At 74.2% G+C, this 15,442-nt stretch carries 11 protein-coding genes; 6 read left to right on the top strand and 5 right to left on the bottom strand.

Going from position 1 to position 15,442, the window contains the following annotated elements; all coding sequences use genetic code 11:
- Positions 1-133: 133 nt before the first annotated feature.
- Both WMF24_RS09420 and WMF24_RS09415 read right to left on the bottom strand, forming a co-directional pair.
- Positions 134-1,891, bottom strand: coding sequence for a hypothetical protein (locus WMF24_RS09420; protein ID WP_437736042.1), 1,758 nt, complete (start codon positions 1,889-1,891; stop codon positions 134-136).
- Positions 1,892-1,921: 30 nt separating this feature from the next.
- Complete coding sequence (locus WMF24_RS09415) at positions 1,922-4,612, bottom strand: HEAT repeat domain-containing protein (RefSeq protein WP_437736041.1); 2,691 nt, start codon at positions 4,610-4,612, stop codon at positions 1,922-1,924.
- Between the two features lie 190 nt (positions 4,613-4,802).
- Between WMF24_RS09415 and WMF24_RS09410 the strand changes: the two genes are divergently transcribed.
- From WMF24_RS09410 to WMF24_RS09400, 3 genes are all read left to right on the top strand, one after another.
- On the top strand, positions 4,803-5,804 hold the full coding sequence (locus WMF24_RS09410) for an LLM class flavin-dependent oxidoreductase (RefSeq protein ID WP_437736040.1): 1,002 nt from the start codon (positions 4,803-4,805) through the stop codon (positions 5,802-5,804).
- 85 nt (positions 5,805-5,889) lie between these two features.
- Positions 5,890-6,780 (top strand): AraC family transcriptional regulator, encoded by an 891-nt coding sequence (locus WMF24_RS09405; protein ID WP_437736039.1) that lies wholly within the window; start codon positions 5,890-5,892, stop codon positions 6,778-6,780.
- A gap of 50 nt (positions 6,781-6,830) precedes the next feature.
- Positions 6,831-7,730: an alpha/beta hydrolase family protein gene (locus WMF24_RS09400; RefSeq protein WP_437736038.1), complete on the top strand. Its 900-nt coding sequence runs from the start codon at positions 6,831-6,833 to the stop codon at positions 7,728-7,730.
- Here the strand turns inward: WMF24_RS09400 and WMF24_RS09395 are convergent.
- The gene (locus WMF24_RS09395) at positions 7,693-9,108 is read right to left on the bottom strand and encodes a PQQ-dependent sugar dehydrogenase (RefSeq protein WP_437736037.1); all 1,416 of its coding nucleotides are present in this window, start codon (positions 9,106-9,108) and stop codon (positions 7,693-7,695) included. The genes WMF24_RS09400 and WMF24_RS09395 overlap by 38 nt on opposite strands.
- Before the next feature lie 27 nt (positions 9,109-9,135).
- Between WMF24_RS09395 and WMF24_RS09390 the strand changes: the two genes are divergently transcribed.
- The 3 genes from WMF24_RS09390 to WMF24_RS09380 all read left to right on the top strand — a co-directional run bounded on the left by WMF24_RS09390 (position 9,136) and on the right by WMF24_RS09380 (position 12,678).
- A complete protein-coding gene (locus WMF24_RS09390; protein ID WP_437736036.1) occupies positions 9,136-10,368 on the top strand; it encodes a hypothetical protein in 1,233 nt (410 codons plus the stop codon).
- A 79-nt stretch (positions 10,369-10,447) separates the two neighbouring features.
- Positions 10,448-11,038, top strand: a complete 591-nt coding sequence (locus WMF24_RS09385) for a Uma2 family endonuclease (protein ID WP_437736035.1) — start codon at positions 10,448-10,450, stop codon at positions 11,036-11,038.
- Between the two features lie 326 nt (positions 11,039-11,364).
- Positions 11,365-12,678: an inositol-3-phosphate synthase gene (locus WMF24_RS09380; RefSeq protein WP_437736034.1), complete on the top strand. Its 1,314-nt coding sequence runs from the start codon at positions 11,365-11,367 to the stop codon at positions 12,676-12,678.
- Positions 12,679-12,699: 21 nt separating this feature from the next.
- Here the strand turns inward: WMF24_RS09380 and WMF24_RS09375 are convergent, their stop codons facing one another.
- Positions 12,700-13,536, bottom strand: a complete 837-nt coding sequence (locus tag WMF24_RS09375; RefSeq protein WP_437736033.1) for a calcium-binding protein — start codon at positions 13,534-13,536, stop codon at positions 12,700-12,702.
- A gap of 362 nt (positions 13,537-13,898) precedes the next feature.
- On the bottom strand, positions 13,899-15,014 hold the full coding sequence (locus tag WMF24_RS09370) for a diacylglycerol/lipid kinase family protein (protein WP_437736032.1): 1,116 nt from the start codon (positions 15,012-15,014) through the stop codon (positions 13,899-13,901).
- Positions 15,015-15,442: the final 428 nt, after the last annotated feature.

Genomic DNA, 15,442 nt, shown 5'->3' with positions numbered 1-15,442 from the left:
CGCTGCGCGCCTTCTCCTTCGGTGATTCCGTGATCCCGTGATCCCGCGCTTCCGGTGTCGCGCGCCGAGCGCCTTCCATGATTCGCGGCCCCGTGGCTCCGGCGGCCCGCCGGCTGCGCCCTCCCGTCGCGGCTCAGCGGTACGGGCCGGCGACGCGCGGGCCGCGCAGGAGCGCCGCCAGGTGGAGCTGCGCGCCGAGCAGATCGCGCAGCGTCGCGGGGTCCTCGAGCGGCGCGGGCACCGTGACGACGATCGCGTGCGGGGCGATCCGGAGCGCGCGCGCGCGGGCCCGCAGGCGCTTTATCGCCGCGCGCACCCCGGGCGACGCGGCGCGCAGGAGCTCGGGGTCGTCGTGATCGAAGGCGGCGTCGAGCGGCGGGTCGAGCACCAGCGTGACCTCGGAGCACTCGGGGTGCGGGCCGCGCTCGAAGCAGGTGTCGATGTGGAACGTGGCGCCGTCGAGCTGCGCGTCGCGGATGCGCATGCGGCCGACCTCGAAGCGGCCGTGGAGCTCGGCCGCGAACCGCTCCCAGGCCGGGCGCATCCCCGCCATCGGCGTGGGCGGCGGGATGCGGGCCGACGCGGCGGTGATCTCGGCCGCCAGCGCGGCGAGGTGCTCGAGGAACGCGCCGAGCCACGGCTGGTCGTGGCCCGGCGTGCGCGACCGGACCGACGCGCGCTCGTCGTCGAGCCGCACGTCGTCGAACGCGAGGAGCGCCCGGCGCAGCGGGCCCGCGATGACGGCGCGGACCTGGCCGGGGTCGCGCCCGCGCACGCGGTAGCGGCGGCCGAAGCCCTCCTCGTCCTCGGACGAGAGCGCGAGAAGGAAGCGCTTCATGCCGACGTCGAGGTCGAGCCCCCACGACGGCCAGCGCAGCTCGCCCACGAGCGCGCCGCTCGACGAGGAGCCCGCGTCGATCCACACGGACGCCGCGCAGCCGGCGATCGCGCCCGACAGGCGCAGCTCCAGCGGGTCGAGCGACAGGCCGTGGCGCGCGCCGACGGCGCCCCAGACGGCGCGCCACCTGCCCGAGCCGATCTGCCGGCGGATCGCGCCGAGGCCGGGCGGCCGATCGAAGACGCCGAGGACGAGCGGCGTCGTGTGGACGACGCCGCCGCCGCGCGCGAGCTCGACGCGCACCTCGAGCCCCCAGACGAGCGCGACCCAGCCGGCGTCGAACGAGGGCGCGACCGAGCGGGGGATCCGGAACCGGAACGGCAGCTCGCGCCCCTCGTCGCGGCTGTCCGCGCGGCGGAAGGCGGTGAAGCGGTGCGCCTCGGTGGCGCGGTTCGTCGCGGCGGGGTCGGCGCTGAGCAGGCGCTCGACGCCGACGAGCGAGATCTCCATCCCGCGCACGCCGCGGCCCTGCACGTTGCCGAGCGCCACCGCCCCGGAGATCTCGTCGCCCGGCGCGAACACCTGATCGTCGAGCGAGACCTCGACGAAGGGGCTGTCGCCGCGCGCCGTCGTCCCCGCGACGGGCGCCCGCTCGGGGCGCGGGACGGGGCGCGGCGTGACGAGCACCTCGTACGACTCCTGGACGTCGAGCCACCACGGGATCGCGATGGTGAGCGTGATGCCGTAGCGGATCTCGGCGCGCGTGCCGAGGTACGAGCAGGGCGCGTCGGCGGGGAGCGGGAAGCTCGCGCGGTAGCGCTGCTCGCCCTCGGGGAGCGTCGTCGCCCCCGAGACGCGGGCGGCGAGCGAGAGGAAGTGGGGGGGCACGAGGACGCGCTCCTCGACGCGGGCGACCTGGCTTCCCTCCAGGTGGAGCGCGATCGAGTCGACCGGCGTCCTGCCGCGGCTGCGGAGCACGAGCTCCACGAGGATGACGTCGCCCGGGTGGACGGTCCTGGACATCCGGAGCTCGACGTCGGGTCGGCTGCGCATGGCGAACGGCTCAGCGCGGCGGGCGCGGGCTCACTTCACGAGCGGCGCCGGGACGGCGAGGCGGATCGGCCCGGGGGGCGCGCCGCGCTCGAAGAGCTCGCCGCGGCGGTCGGCGACGCCGAGGCGCATGAGGCCGTCGGCGCGCACGAGCGCGAACGGGGCGCGCGGGACGGGCGCGTCGCGGGCCGGGCCGTCGCGGCCCGCGTCGAAGGGGACGACGAAGACGACGACGTCCTCCGCGCCGGGCGGCGGCGCGCGGGGCGGGAGCGCCGCGTGCGCGCAGCGGGAGGCGACCGTCGCGTTGCGGTCCTCGCCGGCGCAGCGGGCGAGCGCGCGCCGGTCGTCGTCGGCGCCGCCCCGCCCGAGGTGGTCGGCGGCGGCGAGGCGGACCGCCTCGGCGGGGTCGCGCGCGAGCAGGTCGCGGGCCGCGGCGCCGTCGCAGCGCGCCCGGGCGACGGTGAGGCCCGCGAGCGCGTTGGCGCGCACGTAGGGGCGCGCGTCGGAGAGCGCCCCGCAGAGCGCCGCGGCGGCGCGGGCGGGCTGGCCGGCGCGGGCGGCGACGCGGCCGATCGCGCCGGCCGCGTTGCCCGCGACGGCGGCGTCGGGGTCCTTGAGCAGGGGCGCGAGCAGCGGCAGCGCGTCCCTGTCGCCCACCGCGCCCAGCGACCAGATCGCGTTGGCGCGGACGCCCGGGTCCGGGTCGCCCGCGAGCTTGCGGAGCGCGGCGGCGGCCTCGGGGTGGCCCGCGAGCGCCTCGGCGATCTTGCGGCGGTCGTCGATGGGCGCGGCCGCGGCCATCCGGGCGAGCGCGGCGCCCGCGGCCTGCCCCGGCATGCGGCCGAGCCCCTCGAGCAGCGCGTCGCGCGCGGCGTCCGGCGCGCTGGCGACCGCCGCGGCGACGTCCTGGGCGAGGTCGCGCCCATCGATGACCGCCGCCTGGCGCGCGCCCTTCGCGTCCTTCGGCGCTGGCCCGCCCGCGCGGGAGAGCGCGCCCGAGAGGGCGATGCCGAGCGCGCCCCTGTCCTGCTCGGCGGCGACGGTGAGGCGCTGGAGGAGCGCGCGCGCGCTCCCCGGGCCGGCGACGCGGGAGAGCGAGATCGCCGCCCGGAGGCGCACGTCGGCCGACTCGTCGTCGAGCGCCTCGAGCAGCGCGGCGTCGACCGAGGCGCCGAGCTTGCCGGCGGCGCGCGCGGCCCCGAGCGCCTCGATGACGGCGAGGCGGAGCGGCGCGGAGCGCGCCTTCGCGAGCGGCAGCAGCACCCCCTGCGCGCGCGGCGAGCCGGTGCGCCCGAGGAGCTGGACGAGGGCGAGCTTCTCGTCGTGCGGGGTGGCCGGGTCGACGAGCAGGGCGCGCGCGGGGTCGACGGCGCGCCCGTCGGGCCGCGCCGGATCGAGCAGGGCGGTCGCGGCGCGGATCGCCTCGCGGCGGACCGAGGGGTCGGCGTCGCCGAGCAGCTCGAGCACGCTGGGCAGCGCCGCGGGGTCGCCGAGCGCCCCGAGGGCGCGGAGCCCGTGCCGGAGCGGGACGACGCCGCGCTGCATGCCGCGGACGACCGCGGGGAGCCCCTCGGTGGCCCTGAGCTCGCCGAGCGCGAGCGCCGCGCCCGCCGCCGTGTTGGCCGACGGCGCGGCCGCGAGGGCGGCGATGAGCGCCGGGACCGTCGCGTTCTTCTGGGGCGCGGCGCCGCCCGATGCCGCGGCGCCCGGCGTCGCCGGCAGCTTGCCGGCGCTGACGAGGGCGTCGCGCACGGCGGACCGCGGCGCCGCGGGGTCGTCCTTCGCGAGCGCCGCGAGCAGCACCCGCACCGCGGCGTCGGAGCCGATGCGGCCGAGCGCCCGGAGCGCCGCCTCGCGCACGTCGTTGCTCGAGGTGCCGCTGTCCGCCGGGCGCGACCCGGGGAACGCGCCGAGGGCCCCCGGCGACGCCGCCACGAGGTCGGCGATCGCGGACGTCGCGTCGTCCGAGCGCAGCCGGCCGAGCGCCGTCACCGCCTCGACGCGCACGTCCTGGGACGCGTCCTGCAGCGCCAGGATGAGCGCGCTGACGGCCCGCGCGTCGCCGAGCTCTCCGAGCGCCCGCGCCGTGGCCCTGCGGACCTCGGGGATCGAGTCCTGCACCTTGCCGATGAGCGGCACGACCGCGCGCGCGTCGCCGATGCGGCCGAGCGCGCGCGCGACCTCCGCGCGCACCTCGGGCGCCGTGTCGTCGAGGTGGCCGAGCAGCGGCGAGACGGCGTCCGGGAGCCCCGCTGCGCCCATCGCGGCCGCGGCGGCGAGGCGCACGTGCGGGTCGGGGTCGCCGAGCACGCGCCCGAGCGCCACGACGGAGCGGTCGGTCGGCGCGGCGCGGATCACGTCGCAGGCGGCGAGCCGCAGGCGCGCGTCGCCCTCGCCGAGCCACTCGATCACGAGGTCTCCCGCGCGCGGCATCCGGAAGCGCACGGCCGCCCCGGCGAGGTGGAGCCGCACCTCGACGTCCGGGTCGCTCATGCCCTTCTGGATGAGCTGGATGGCCGTCTCCGGGGCGAGCTCGCCGACGCGGGTCGCGGCGAGCCGGCGCTCGGACACGTCGCCGGACGCGAGCGCGCGCGCGATCTGCTCCGGCACGTTGGGCCAGAGGAACGCGGCCGCGTCGCCGGGCGGCGCGAGGGCGGCGGCCGACGCGGCGACGACGGCGAGGACCAGCGGGAGGCGGCGCAGCGGCGAGACGGAACGGCGCACGCCACGAGCGTAGTACAGCGGGCGCGGCCGCGTCATGACCGTTCCAGGCGGCTCGAGCGCCATGGCCAGGGCGCCGGGCGGACGGGAGCGCAGCGGAGGGCGCTCCGGGGGCCCTCTCACGAGGCGCGGCGCTGCTCCCGGCGCTCCCGCGGCCGTCCTCGTCGTGCAACAGTCGAGCGAGGTGCCCGACATGATGCCTTTTTCCGTTCTCGACCTATCTCCCATTGTCCAGGGCGGAGACGCCGCCCAGGCGCTGCGCAACACGCTCGACCTTGCCCGGCACGCCGAGCGGCTCGGCTACCGCCGCTACTGGCTGGCCGAGCACCACAACATGGGCGGCGTGGCCAGCGCCGCGACCTCGGTCGTGATCGCGCACGTGGCCGGCGGGACCTCGACGATCCGCGTTGGCGCGGGCGGGATCATGCTGCCGAACCACGCGCCGCTCGTGATCGCCGAGCAGTTCGGCACGCTGGCGTCGCTCTTTCCGGGGCGCATCGATCTGGGGCTCGGGCGCGCGCCCGGCACCGATCCGGTCACCGCCCGCGCGCTGCGGCGCAACCTGTCCGGCGACGCGGACAGCTTCCCCCAGGACGTGCTCGAGGTGATGGGCTACTTCCGCCCAGCGGAGCCCGACCAGCTCGTGCGCGCCGTGCCCGGGGCCGGCCTGAGCGTGCCGATCTGGATCCTCGGCTCCAGCCTCTTCGGCGCGCAGCTCGCCGCGGCGCTGGGCCTCCCCTACGCGTTCGCGTCGCACTTCGCGCCGGGCCAGATGATGCAGGCGATCGCGCTGTACCGCAGGGAGTTCCGCCCCTCGGCCGAGCTCGCGCAGCCCCACGTCATGCTCGGGCTCAACGTGTTCGCGGCCGACACGGACGACGAGGCCCGCCTGCTGTGGACCTCGCTCCTGCAGGCCTTCGTCAACCTGCGCCGCGGCCGTCCGGGGCCCTTGCCGCCGCCCGTCGAGGGCTTCGAGCGCGAGCTGGGCCCGCTGGAGCGCGCCGGCATCGAGCAGGCGCTCTCCTGCTCGGTCGTGGGCTCGCCGGAGACGGTGCGGCGCGGCCTCGGGGCCTTCATCGCCCGCACCCGCCCCGACGAGCTCATGGTGACCTCGCAGATCTTCGACCACGCCGCGCGCGTGCGCTCGTTCGAGCTCACCGCGCAGGCGCGCGACGAGCTCGCGCGCGGCGGCTGAGGCGCCGCCCCGAAGATCAGCAATTTCGGTCAGGCAGGGCCGTCGGCCCCTCGCTACCCTGCCTCTCGCCGAGGAGGACACAGCGTTGCCCGAAGCCGCCGAGAGCGCCTACATCGCCAGGTTCCGCAGGGTGCTCGAGCACATCGACGCGCACCTGGACGAGGACTTGACGCTCGATCGGCTGAGCGGCGTCGCTGCGTTCTCGAAGTACCATTTTCAACGGCAGTTCTCCGAGCTGTTCGGGATGGGCGTCCACGAGTACGTGAAGCTCCTCCGCCTGCGACGCGCGTCGTACCGGCTCGCCCTGCCGGAGCGGGAGCAGGCCCGGATCATCGACATCGCGCTGGCGAGCGGGTACGAGAGCCACGAGGCCTTCTCTCGCGCCTTCAAGAAGGCGTTCGACCAGACGCCCTCCGAGTTCCGGGACCAGCCGCGGTGGGATCCCTGGCACGCGACCCACGAGCGCCTGAGAGGGACAAGGGTCCTCCCCCTGCAGGCCGCTCATCGTCCGGAGGACGTGAGCGTCGTGCGGTTCGACGAGGCGCGCGTCGCCGCCTTCGAGCACCGGGGCGACCCGAAGCGGATCCTCGAGTCGGTGCGCAAGCTCATCGCCTGGCGCAAGGAGAACAGGCTGCCGCCGCGGCTCAGCGCGACCTTCAACATCCTGTACGACGACCCGGCCGGGACCCCGGCGGAGGCCTATCGCATGGACCTCTGCGCGGGCACCCATCGCCCCGTGTCGGAGAACCCGTTCGGCGTCGTCGAGAAGACGATCCCCGGCGGCCGCTGCGCCGTCCTGCGGCACACCGGCTGCGACGACACGCTCTACGAGGCGGTGAAGTACCTCTACGCGACCTGGCTGCCCGCGAGCGGGGAGGAGCCGCGGGATTTCCCGCTCTTTCTGCGGCGGCTGCGCTTCTTCCCGGACGTGCCCGATCACGAGGCGGTCACGGACGTCTTCCTCCCGCTCCAGTGAACAGACAACCATTTCACGGGGTCTTCCCGACCCGCTCCGGAGAAGCGAGCATGAATCGGTTCGTGGGCTGCCGCCGCCTTGTCGTTCGAGATGCGATGAAGGACCTCTCCTTCCCGGTCCTGCTGCTGTACCCGACGCACGTCCCCGCCGGGGTCGTCTCGATGGGTCCCTACACGCTCGACGTCTCCCTGGACGCCCCCCTTCCCGGCGGCCCTTCGCCCCTCGTCGTCGTCTCGCACGGCCGCAGCGGGACGCCCCTCGCGTACCGGACGCTCGCGTCCCACCTCGCGCAGAGCGGGTATCTCGTCGCGATGCCGGAGCACCCCGGGGACAACCGCCACGATCAATCGCTCTCCGATGCGATCGAGAACCTCGAGAACCGACCCCGGCACATCCGGCTGACGCTGGACACGCTCTGCTCCGACGCGGAGATCGGCCCTCGTCTGCAGCGCGACAGCGTCGCGCTCATCGGACACTCCATGGGTGGCTATGCCGCGCTCGCGGTCGCGGGCGCGCAGCCCTGGGCGGGGCTGGGGCGGAGGCTTCAGGTCACCACGAGAGACCCGCGCGTCAAGGCGCTCGTCCTGATGAGCCCCGCGACGAGCTGGTTCGTCCCCAATGACGCCTTGCAGGACGTCACGGTGCCCATCTTCCTCCTCGTGGCGGAGCACGACCGCATCACGCCGCGGTGGCAAGGGCAGCTCGTCCTCGACCTCGTCCCCGACCGGGCACAGGTCACCTACGAGGTCGTCGAGAACGCGGGCCACTTCTCCTTCTTGAGCCCGTTCCCTCCCTCCATGAATACCCCGGGCTTCCTGCCCGCGAGCGATCCCCCCGGGTTCGATCGCGAGGCGTTTCACCGCCGGCTCCAGCGCGACGTGCTCGGCTTCCTCGACGCGTCGCTGCGGGGCCTCACGCCGGATCGAGCCGGTAGAGCCGCCCCGTGTTGAACATCACCACGTAGATCTCGCCGGCGGCGTCCTCTCCGAACGAGGACGGGAGGCCGTTCGGGCTCAGGGCCGAGGTGAGCTCGACGCGGTCGGTCGCGGCCTTGCCGTCCCACACGAAGGAGAAGAACCGGCCCGTCACGTAATCGGCATAGAGATAGCGGCCGCGCAGGCACGGGATCTTCGCGCCGCGGTAGACGTAGCCGCCGACGATCGAGCCCGCCTCGCTCCGCGGGTGCTCGACCGCGGGCGCGACCCCGCGCGGCGTGCACGTGGACCCCGGAGGATAGCAGTGCGCGCCCTCCATCGCGTCCCAGCCGTAATCGTTCCTCCCCTGGCCGGGGCGCTCCACGAGGATCTCCTCCCAGCTCTTCTGGCCGACATCCCCGATGTACAGATCCCCTGTGAGCCGGTCGAAGCTGAAGCGCCACGGATTGCGGAGCCCGTAATCCCAGATCATCGGATCGCCGCCCGTCATGTTGCCCGCCGGCGCCCTGGACGGCTCATCGACGTTGATGCGGAGGATCTTGCCGAGCTTCGAGGTGAGGTCCGGCGCGGGGCTCGGCGATCGCGCGGAGTCGCCGATCGCTGCGTACAGGAAGCCGTCCTTGCCGAAGGCCAGCATGCCGCCCACGTGGTTCCAGGCGCCGTGCTTCACGTCGACCAGGGTGCGGACCGGCTCGGGATGGGCGGCGTCGCCGCCCTGCGCCCCGCGCTTCCACTCGTCGATCACGACGTTGCCGCGCGGGCCCGACGAGTAGTGGAGCCAGAAGCGCCCGTTCTTCGCGTGGTCCGGGTGGAACGCGAGCCCGAGCAGGCCGCCCTCCGCGTTCGGCGCCGGGAAGTGCACGCGCGATCGCAGGTCGAGGAAGGGCGCCGGCTGGACGGCGCCGTCCTTGAGGAGCCGGATCGTCCCCGCCTTCTCGAGCACGACGAGGCGCGCCGGATCGCCGGGCGGCGCGGCAACGTACGTCGGCTGATCGAGCCCGCTCGCGACGAGGGTGAGCTTCAGCGGCGGAACGCCGCCGCACTTCGCCGGGCGGGCGAGCTCCGCGCCGGACGCGCCCTGCGCCGCGGACGCAGCGTCCGGCGCGGCGGCGCCCTGCGCCGCGGCGCCTTCCGGCGCGGCAGCCTGCGCCGCGGGCGTCGATCCGGCCGGCGCGGCGCCCGCCGTGGCCGGCGGCGCCGCGCTCCCCGGCGCGACCTGGCCTGCGGCGCCCTCGCGCGATGCGTCGGGCGGCCCCGCGACCTGCACGCGCCGCTCGCAGGCGGCTACACTGCCCGCGAGCAGGAGGCAGCAGGCGGCCCGATGGAACGCGCACGCTCTCGTCACGCAGGCAGCGCGCCCGACGGCGCGCCGCGGGATCCGTCTCTCGATCAAGCGGACACCTCCCTCTCTTCCTCCATCATGAGCCGCCCGCTCTGGCAAGCCGCCATCGCGTCGCTGCTCCTCGCGAACGGCGCCTGCAGCCCGAAGGAGACGCCCCGGAGCGAGCCCCTCCCCGCGCCCGATCGGCTCGATACGGCTGTGGCGGTGGCCGCGCGCGGCGACGGCGCGGAGGCGCGCGGCGACGGCGCGGAGGCGCGCGGCGACGGCGCGAGCGGCCGCCCCGGCGCCGGCCAGGGCGCGCCGGTGCAGGCGCCGCCGCCCTGCAAGGACGGCGACACCGATCCTCACGATCTCCGCTGCACCGGCCTGTACAGCGACCCCGGCGCGCGCACGATCGCGGCGGGCGTGCGCGAGTTCAAGCCCGCCTTCGAGCTGTGGAGCGACGGCGCCGAGAAGACGCGCTGGATCTACCTCCCTCCGGGCTCGACGATCGATGTCTCCCGGATGAACGACTGGACCTTCCCCGTCGGCACCCGGCTGTGGAAGGAGTTCCGGTTGCCCGTCGCCGGCGCGATGCGCCGGATCGAGACGCGGCTGCTCTGGAAGACCGCGGAGGATCGCTGGACGCGCGCCACCTACGTCTGGTCCGAGGACGGCGCGAGCGCGCTGCAGGTGAAGGCCGGCGTCCCCGAGGTGCCGGGCACCGGCGGCTACGCGGTACCGGCGCAGGTCGACTGCATCCGCTGCCATGCGGGCAAGACGGACAACCCGCTCGGCTTCGAGGCCATCCAGCTCGCCGCGCCCGAGGCGAGCGGCCTGACGTACGCCGAGCTCGCCGAGCGCGGCCTGCTCACGACCTCGGGCGGCGCGCTCCCCGGCGCGGACGCGCTCCAGGTGCCCGGCAGCGCGACGGAGCGGCGCGCCCTCGGCCTGCTCCACGCCAACTGCGGAGTCTCGTGCCACCACCCGCTCGGCGGCGCGACGCACTTCGAGATGCGCCTCGACATCGACGCTGCCGGCCGCGTCGGCGCCGTCCGCGACACGCGCGTCTACAAGACGGCGATCAACAAGCCATCGAAGGTCCGCCCGCCCGGGGCGCCGCCCGAGGCGCGCTACTACCGGCTCCGGCCCCTCGATCCGGATCGAAGCACCCTGCTGCGCGCGATGTCGCGGCGCGACGCCCCCGGCGCGCCCCCCGAGCAGATGCCGCCGATCGGGACCCGTCGCGTCGACGAGGCCGGCGTGGCCGCGGTCCGCGCCTGGATCGAGGCGATGACCCCCGCCGCCGGCTACCCGCCGGCCGCGCCCTGACAGGCGGCCTGACGGTCTGGTTGCGGCGAGACGCCGGCGCCGGGTGGCTGCCCGCCCCCGCGGGCCCTATCCTCGCCCCATGTCGACCGCCGCTCCGAAGAAGGCGCCCGCAACGATCGCCGATCTGCTCGCCATCCCGGAGCCGGAGCGCTTTCATGAGATCATCGGCGGCGATCTCGTGCGGAAGGCGATGCCGAGCCCGCGTCACGGCAGCTCGCAGGCGCGCCTCACCATCCGGCTCGGCGGCCCGTACGATCGCCGCCCCGGCGGACGGTGGCCCGGCGGGTGGCGCTTCCTCACGGAGACCGAGGTGCAGTTCGAGGACAGCGAGGTCTACCGCCCGGACGTCGCCGGCTGGCGCAGGGAGCGGCTGCCCGAGCTGCCCAGGGAGAGCCCCATCCTCGTGCGCCCCGACTGGGTCTGCGAGATCCTCTCGCCGTCCAACGAGCGCAACGACGTCGTGAAGAAGATGCGCACCTACAAGCGCTCGGCCGTACCGCATTACTGGCTCATCGATCCGATCGCCGAGACGCTCATCGTCTATCGCTGGACGGAGGACGGCTATCTCCTTGTCCTCGACGCTCAGGGGGAGGAGCGCGTCCATGCCGAGCCGTTCGAGGCCGTCGGGTTCTCGGTGAGCGGCCTGCTCGACGGCGACGACGACGACTGACGCGAACGGGCGAGCGTCCCACCCGCGCTCTGCGAGCGCCCCACCTACCGCTCGGCGGAGGCCCTGCCGCGCGCTGCGGCCCTCGCCCGAGCGCCGCCGTCCCAGGCGCCGGGCTGACGGGCGCGCCGGAAGCGCGCGAAGGGAACGCGCAGGAAACGCGCCCGCGCGCTCGCCGCGCCGTGGTGATCGCGCTCGCCTGGCCTCATGCTCCCGGCGGTCGCAGCGCCGCGCCACCGCGGCCGACGTCGCGCTCGCCGGCCGCACGGCGCCGGGCGGACGCGCCGCCTCGACCGACGAGCGACAGCGACCGGGGGGGAGCACGTCACGTGAAGCAGCCGAAAGAGATCAAGAAGGCGGAGGGCAAGCTCGGGGTCCTGCTGCCGGGGCTGGGCGCCGTCTCCACGACGACCATCGCGGGCACCCTGCTCGCGCGTCGCGGCCTCGCGGCGCCGATCGGGTCGCTCACGCAGCTCGGCACGATCCGGCTCGGCCGGCGCACCGACAACCGCGCGCCCAGGATCAAGGACTTCTTGCCGCTCGCGACGCTCGATCAGCTCGTGTTCGGCGGGTGGGACATCTTCCCCGACAACGCGTACGAGTCGGCGCGCCACGCGGACGTGCTCGAGCGCCGCCATCTCGACGCCGTCCGCGACGAGCTCGAGCGGATCCGGCCGATGCCCGCGGTGTTCTACCCGCAGTACGTCCGGCGGCTCCACGGCACCCACGTGAAGAAGGGCGCGAGCAAGGCCGAGATGGTCGAGCAGGTCCGGGAGGATCTCCGCGCCTTCCTGCGCGACACGGGCGCCGCGCGCGCCGTCGCGATCTGGTGCGGCTCGACCGAGGTGCACATCGCGCCCGCCGAGATCCACCAGTCGGTCGCGCGCTTCGAGGCGGGCCTCGCCGAGGATCACCCGGCGATCTCGAGCTCCCAGATCTACGCCTGGGCGTGCCTGAAGGAGCGCATCCCGTTCGCGAACGGCGCCCCGAACCTCACGGTCGATTTCCCGGCCGCCTGGGAGCTCGCGAGGAAGCAGGAGGTGCCGATCGCTGGCAAGGACTTCAAGACCGGCCAGACGCTGATGAAGACGGTGATCGCCCCAGGGCTCAAGGCGAGGATGCTCGGCGTCGCCGGGTGGTTCTCGACGAACATCCTTGGCAACCGCGACGGCGAGGTGCTCGACGACCCGGAGTCGTTCCGGTCCAAGGAGGTCTCGAAGCTCGGGGTGCTCGAGCGCATCCTCCAGCCGGACGCGCACGGCGAGCTCTATGGGAAGCTCTTTCACAAGGTGCGGATCGAGTACTACCCCCCTCGGGGCGACGCCAAGGAGGGGTGGGACAACATCGATCTCGTCGGCTGGCTCGGCTACCCGATGCAGATGAAGATCAACTTCCTGTGCCGCGACTCGATCCTCGCCGCGCCCATCGTGCTCGATCTCGCGCTCCTGCTGGATCTCGCGCAGCGCGCCGGGCTGCGCGGCACGCAGGAGTGGCTGAGCTTCTACTGGAAGAGCCCGATGACGGCCCCGGAGCTGTACCCGGAGCACGACCTCTTCATCCAGTCGATGAAGCTCAAGAACACGATGCGCTGGCTCATGGGGGAGGATCTCATCACCCACCTGGGCAACGAGTATTACGACTGATCGCGGGGCGCGCAGGGCGCCTCACTGCCAGCGCAGGTGAACGTCGATGACCGCGCCGGTCCGCGTCGCCGCGCCGTCCGAGAACGTGAACGCGGCGCGCTCGACCTCGCAGTTGCCGCGCCCGTCGCAGCGCCGCTCGCGCCCGTACGAGAGCTCGATGGCGACGAGCCCGCGCGACGCGACCGGCTCGAGCTCGCCGGCGCTCGAGGCGCGGTTCGCGTCGCGATCGCTCCAGAGCACGAGCCGCGACCACGCCTCGTCGCGCGCCGTGATCCGGCCGTCGCCGTCGGTGTCGAGCTCGCGCAGCGCGGTGAACCCGTTGTCCGCGCGGGCGCCGCTCGCGAGCACCGTCGCCGAGCCGAACAGCTCCTCGCCGCCGCCGATCACGCCGTCGCCGTCCCGATCGAGCGCGAGCCACGGCGTCGTCGCGGTGGGCCAGTCGGTGGCGATCGTGGCCCCGAGCCCGGTCAGATCGAAGGCGCCCGTCATCGCGGTCAGGTACTCGACGGGCCGCTCATCGAACGAGAGGACGAGCGGCGTGCTGCTGCTGCTCGTCTGGCACCCGGTCCAGGTCGGCACCCCCTGGACGTCCTCGCACAGCTCGAAGCCGCCCGCCTCGTGCATCGTGCAACCCCGGCTCTCGCCGAGCTTGCACTCCGCCTCGGCCTCGTCGCCTCCGCCCGCGCCCTCCTCGGAGCTCCCCTCCTCACCTTCCAGCGCGCTGCCTTCCGTCCCCTCGCCGTCCTCGGACGTCACCTCTCCGACGCACCCGGCGCCGAAGGACACCGCCGCGAGGAGGAGTGAGAAGGAGAGCGCCCCCACAGAAATCGACCGGATCGTCAAGGAATTCGTGTTCATGGCACATCGCTATAGCAAGCCGTGCGCCAGCCGCTCGACATCCGCCAACCCACCGGAAAGACTACAGAACAATCGACAACGACCCGCCCCCACATCCAGCGCTCGCGCCATCTTGTGCCTACTGCGCCGAGGACCCTGGGCCAGATTGGCCCATAGGCGTCAGGTTGTGCCGCCGGCCGCGGAGCAGCCTGGATCCGCGACACGCCGACCATCGCGCGGTGACTCGACGTCATGGGAACAAGGATGATGGCGCTGAGCGCCGGCCGTCTCGCGCCGAGCTCGCCGTCGCGGCCTGAGCGTCATCAAGCGTTCTTCGTTCAAACGTTCGTCAGCAGCGGAGTCGCCCCGAGCACCGCGCTCTCCTACCCTCGCGGCGGCGCGTAGAAATCCACGATCCGTATCGGCTCGGTCAGCCGCACCCGCACCCGCGAGCGCTCCCCGCGGACGTCGCCGCCGATCTGGAAGCTCGTCGCCGGGTCCATCTCGATCGTGACCTCGTCCACGAAGTAGTCGAACACCGTCTCCAGGTCGTCGTACTGCCCGTTCCAGATGCTCGAGAAATTCCGCACGAACGCGAACGGTGAGATCATCGACACGCGGAGCTGCATCCGGTCCTGGCGGTCGTCCGCGTACGGGAACATCCGGAAGCCGAAGCCGTAATAAGGGATCGTCGACAGCGCCGCGATCTTCGCCGGCCCCTCGTAGATGACGCCGCCCTTCTTGATCGGCGCCCCGAGGATGGCCCCCTTCTCGCCGACGCGGATCGCGTCGTTGCCCTCGTTGATGATGCGGCAGTGCGGCGTGCGCCGCACGAGGTAGCTCGGGATGGTCCGCGTCGTCGCGGCGACGGCGTACGCCACAGGCCCCGGCGCGAGCCGCTTCAGCGGGCCGCGCGCGAGCGCCGACTTCACCGCGTTGTAGTCGCGCAGCATCACCGCGTCGATCCCGAAGCCGCAGAACGGAGACAGGATGTCCTCGGCCTCCACGAGCCGCAGGTTCCGACTGCCGGCCTCGGCGCGCAGCCGCTGGAGGTCCACCGCGAGCCCGGGCTTCGCGCCCGCGCCCGCCGACGCGCCGAGCACCCACGCCAGCGAGTTGCCCGTCCCGAGGCGCAGCAGCCCGAACCGCGGCAGCGGCAGCCCGCGGCGCTTCGCCTCGTTCACCACCGCCGTCACCACGACCGTGAACGTCCCGTCGCCGCCGCCCGTGAGGATGGTGCCGTAGCCTCGGTCGACGAGGATGCGCGCGATGCCCTCGCTCTCCTCCACGCGCCGCGAGACGAACAGGTCGCCCGTGTCGAGGATCTGATCGAGCGTCTCGATCACCTCTGCGGTCACGCTCTTGGCGTTGCCGTTCACCACCACGGCAATCCGGTTGCTCGCCGGGCCGCGCGGGGTCTCGCCCGCACGACGCGGCGCATCAGCAGCCGTGGCCTGGGGTACGTCATCGGGGCCGCGCTCGGCGGGCGGAGAGGTCATGGACCGCGATCTACCACGACCGCCCCCCGCGCTTGGAGGCCGCGAGGAATCACGGAGGGCACAGAGGGCGCGGCGGCCGAGAGGCGACGGCGGCGCGGTGCGGCGCGGGCACGAACGACGGGGACGACTGCCCGCTCCGACGCGTCCGCGCGCTCACCGCGGGCCCGACGTCAGGCCCGCGCGCTACCCTGCGGGCCCGACGTCGGGCCCGCGCGCGGCCCGCTGGAGCGCGGCGTCAGGCCCCGTCGAGACCTTGCTGTGGGCAAACATGCCCCGTGCACCGCTCGTCCGGTGACCCGCTTTCCGAGAGACCCATAGCGTGCGACGCTCACTGGTTTTGGCTCTCGGGCCGATCTTGGGTCATGCTGCCCATCAGGAAAGCGCGGAGCCTCCCCGAAACTTAGTGGACGGGGAGGTCGATTTTTTGG

The organism is Sorangium sp. So ce1335 (assembly GCF_051521615.1).
Lineage (GTDB): Bacteria > Myxococcota_A > Polyangia > Polyangiales > Polyangiaceae > Sorangium.
This window is presented reverse-complemented; position numbering and strand designations above follow the sequence as displayed.

Bases quoted from the DNA above. Each gene is read 5' to 3' on its own strand.
- WMF24_RS09420 (WP_437736042.1), bottom strand. From the start codon at position 1,891: ATGCGCAGCCGACCCGACGTCGAGCTCCGGATGTCCAGGACCGTCCAC.
- WMF24_RS09410 (WP_437736040.1), top strand. From the start codon at position 4,803: ATGATGCCTTTTTCCGTTCTCGACCTATCTCCCATTGTCCAGGGCGGA.
- WMF24_RS09400 (WP_437736038.1), top strand. From the start codon at position 6,831: ATGAATCGGTTCGTGGGCTGCCGCCGCCTTGTCGTTCGAGATGCGATG.
- WMF24_RS09390 (WP_437736036.1), top strand. From the start codon at position 9,136: ATGAGCCGCCCGCTCTGGCAAGCCGCCATCGCGTCGCTGCTCCTCGCG.
- WMF24_RS09385 (WP_437736035.1), top strand. From the start codon at position 10,448: ATGTCGACCGCCGCTCCGAAGAAGGCGCCCGCAACGATCGCCGATCTG.
- WMF24_RS09375 (WP_437736033.1), bottom strand. From the start codon at position 13,536: ATGAACACGAATTCCTTGACGATCCGGTCGATTTCTGTGGGGGCGCTC.
- WMF24_RS09370 (WP_437736032.1), bottom strand. From the start codon at position 15,014: ATGACCTCTCCGCCCGCCGAGCGCGGCCCCGATGACGTACCCCAGGCC.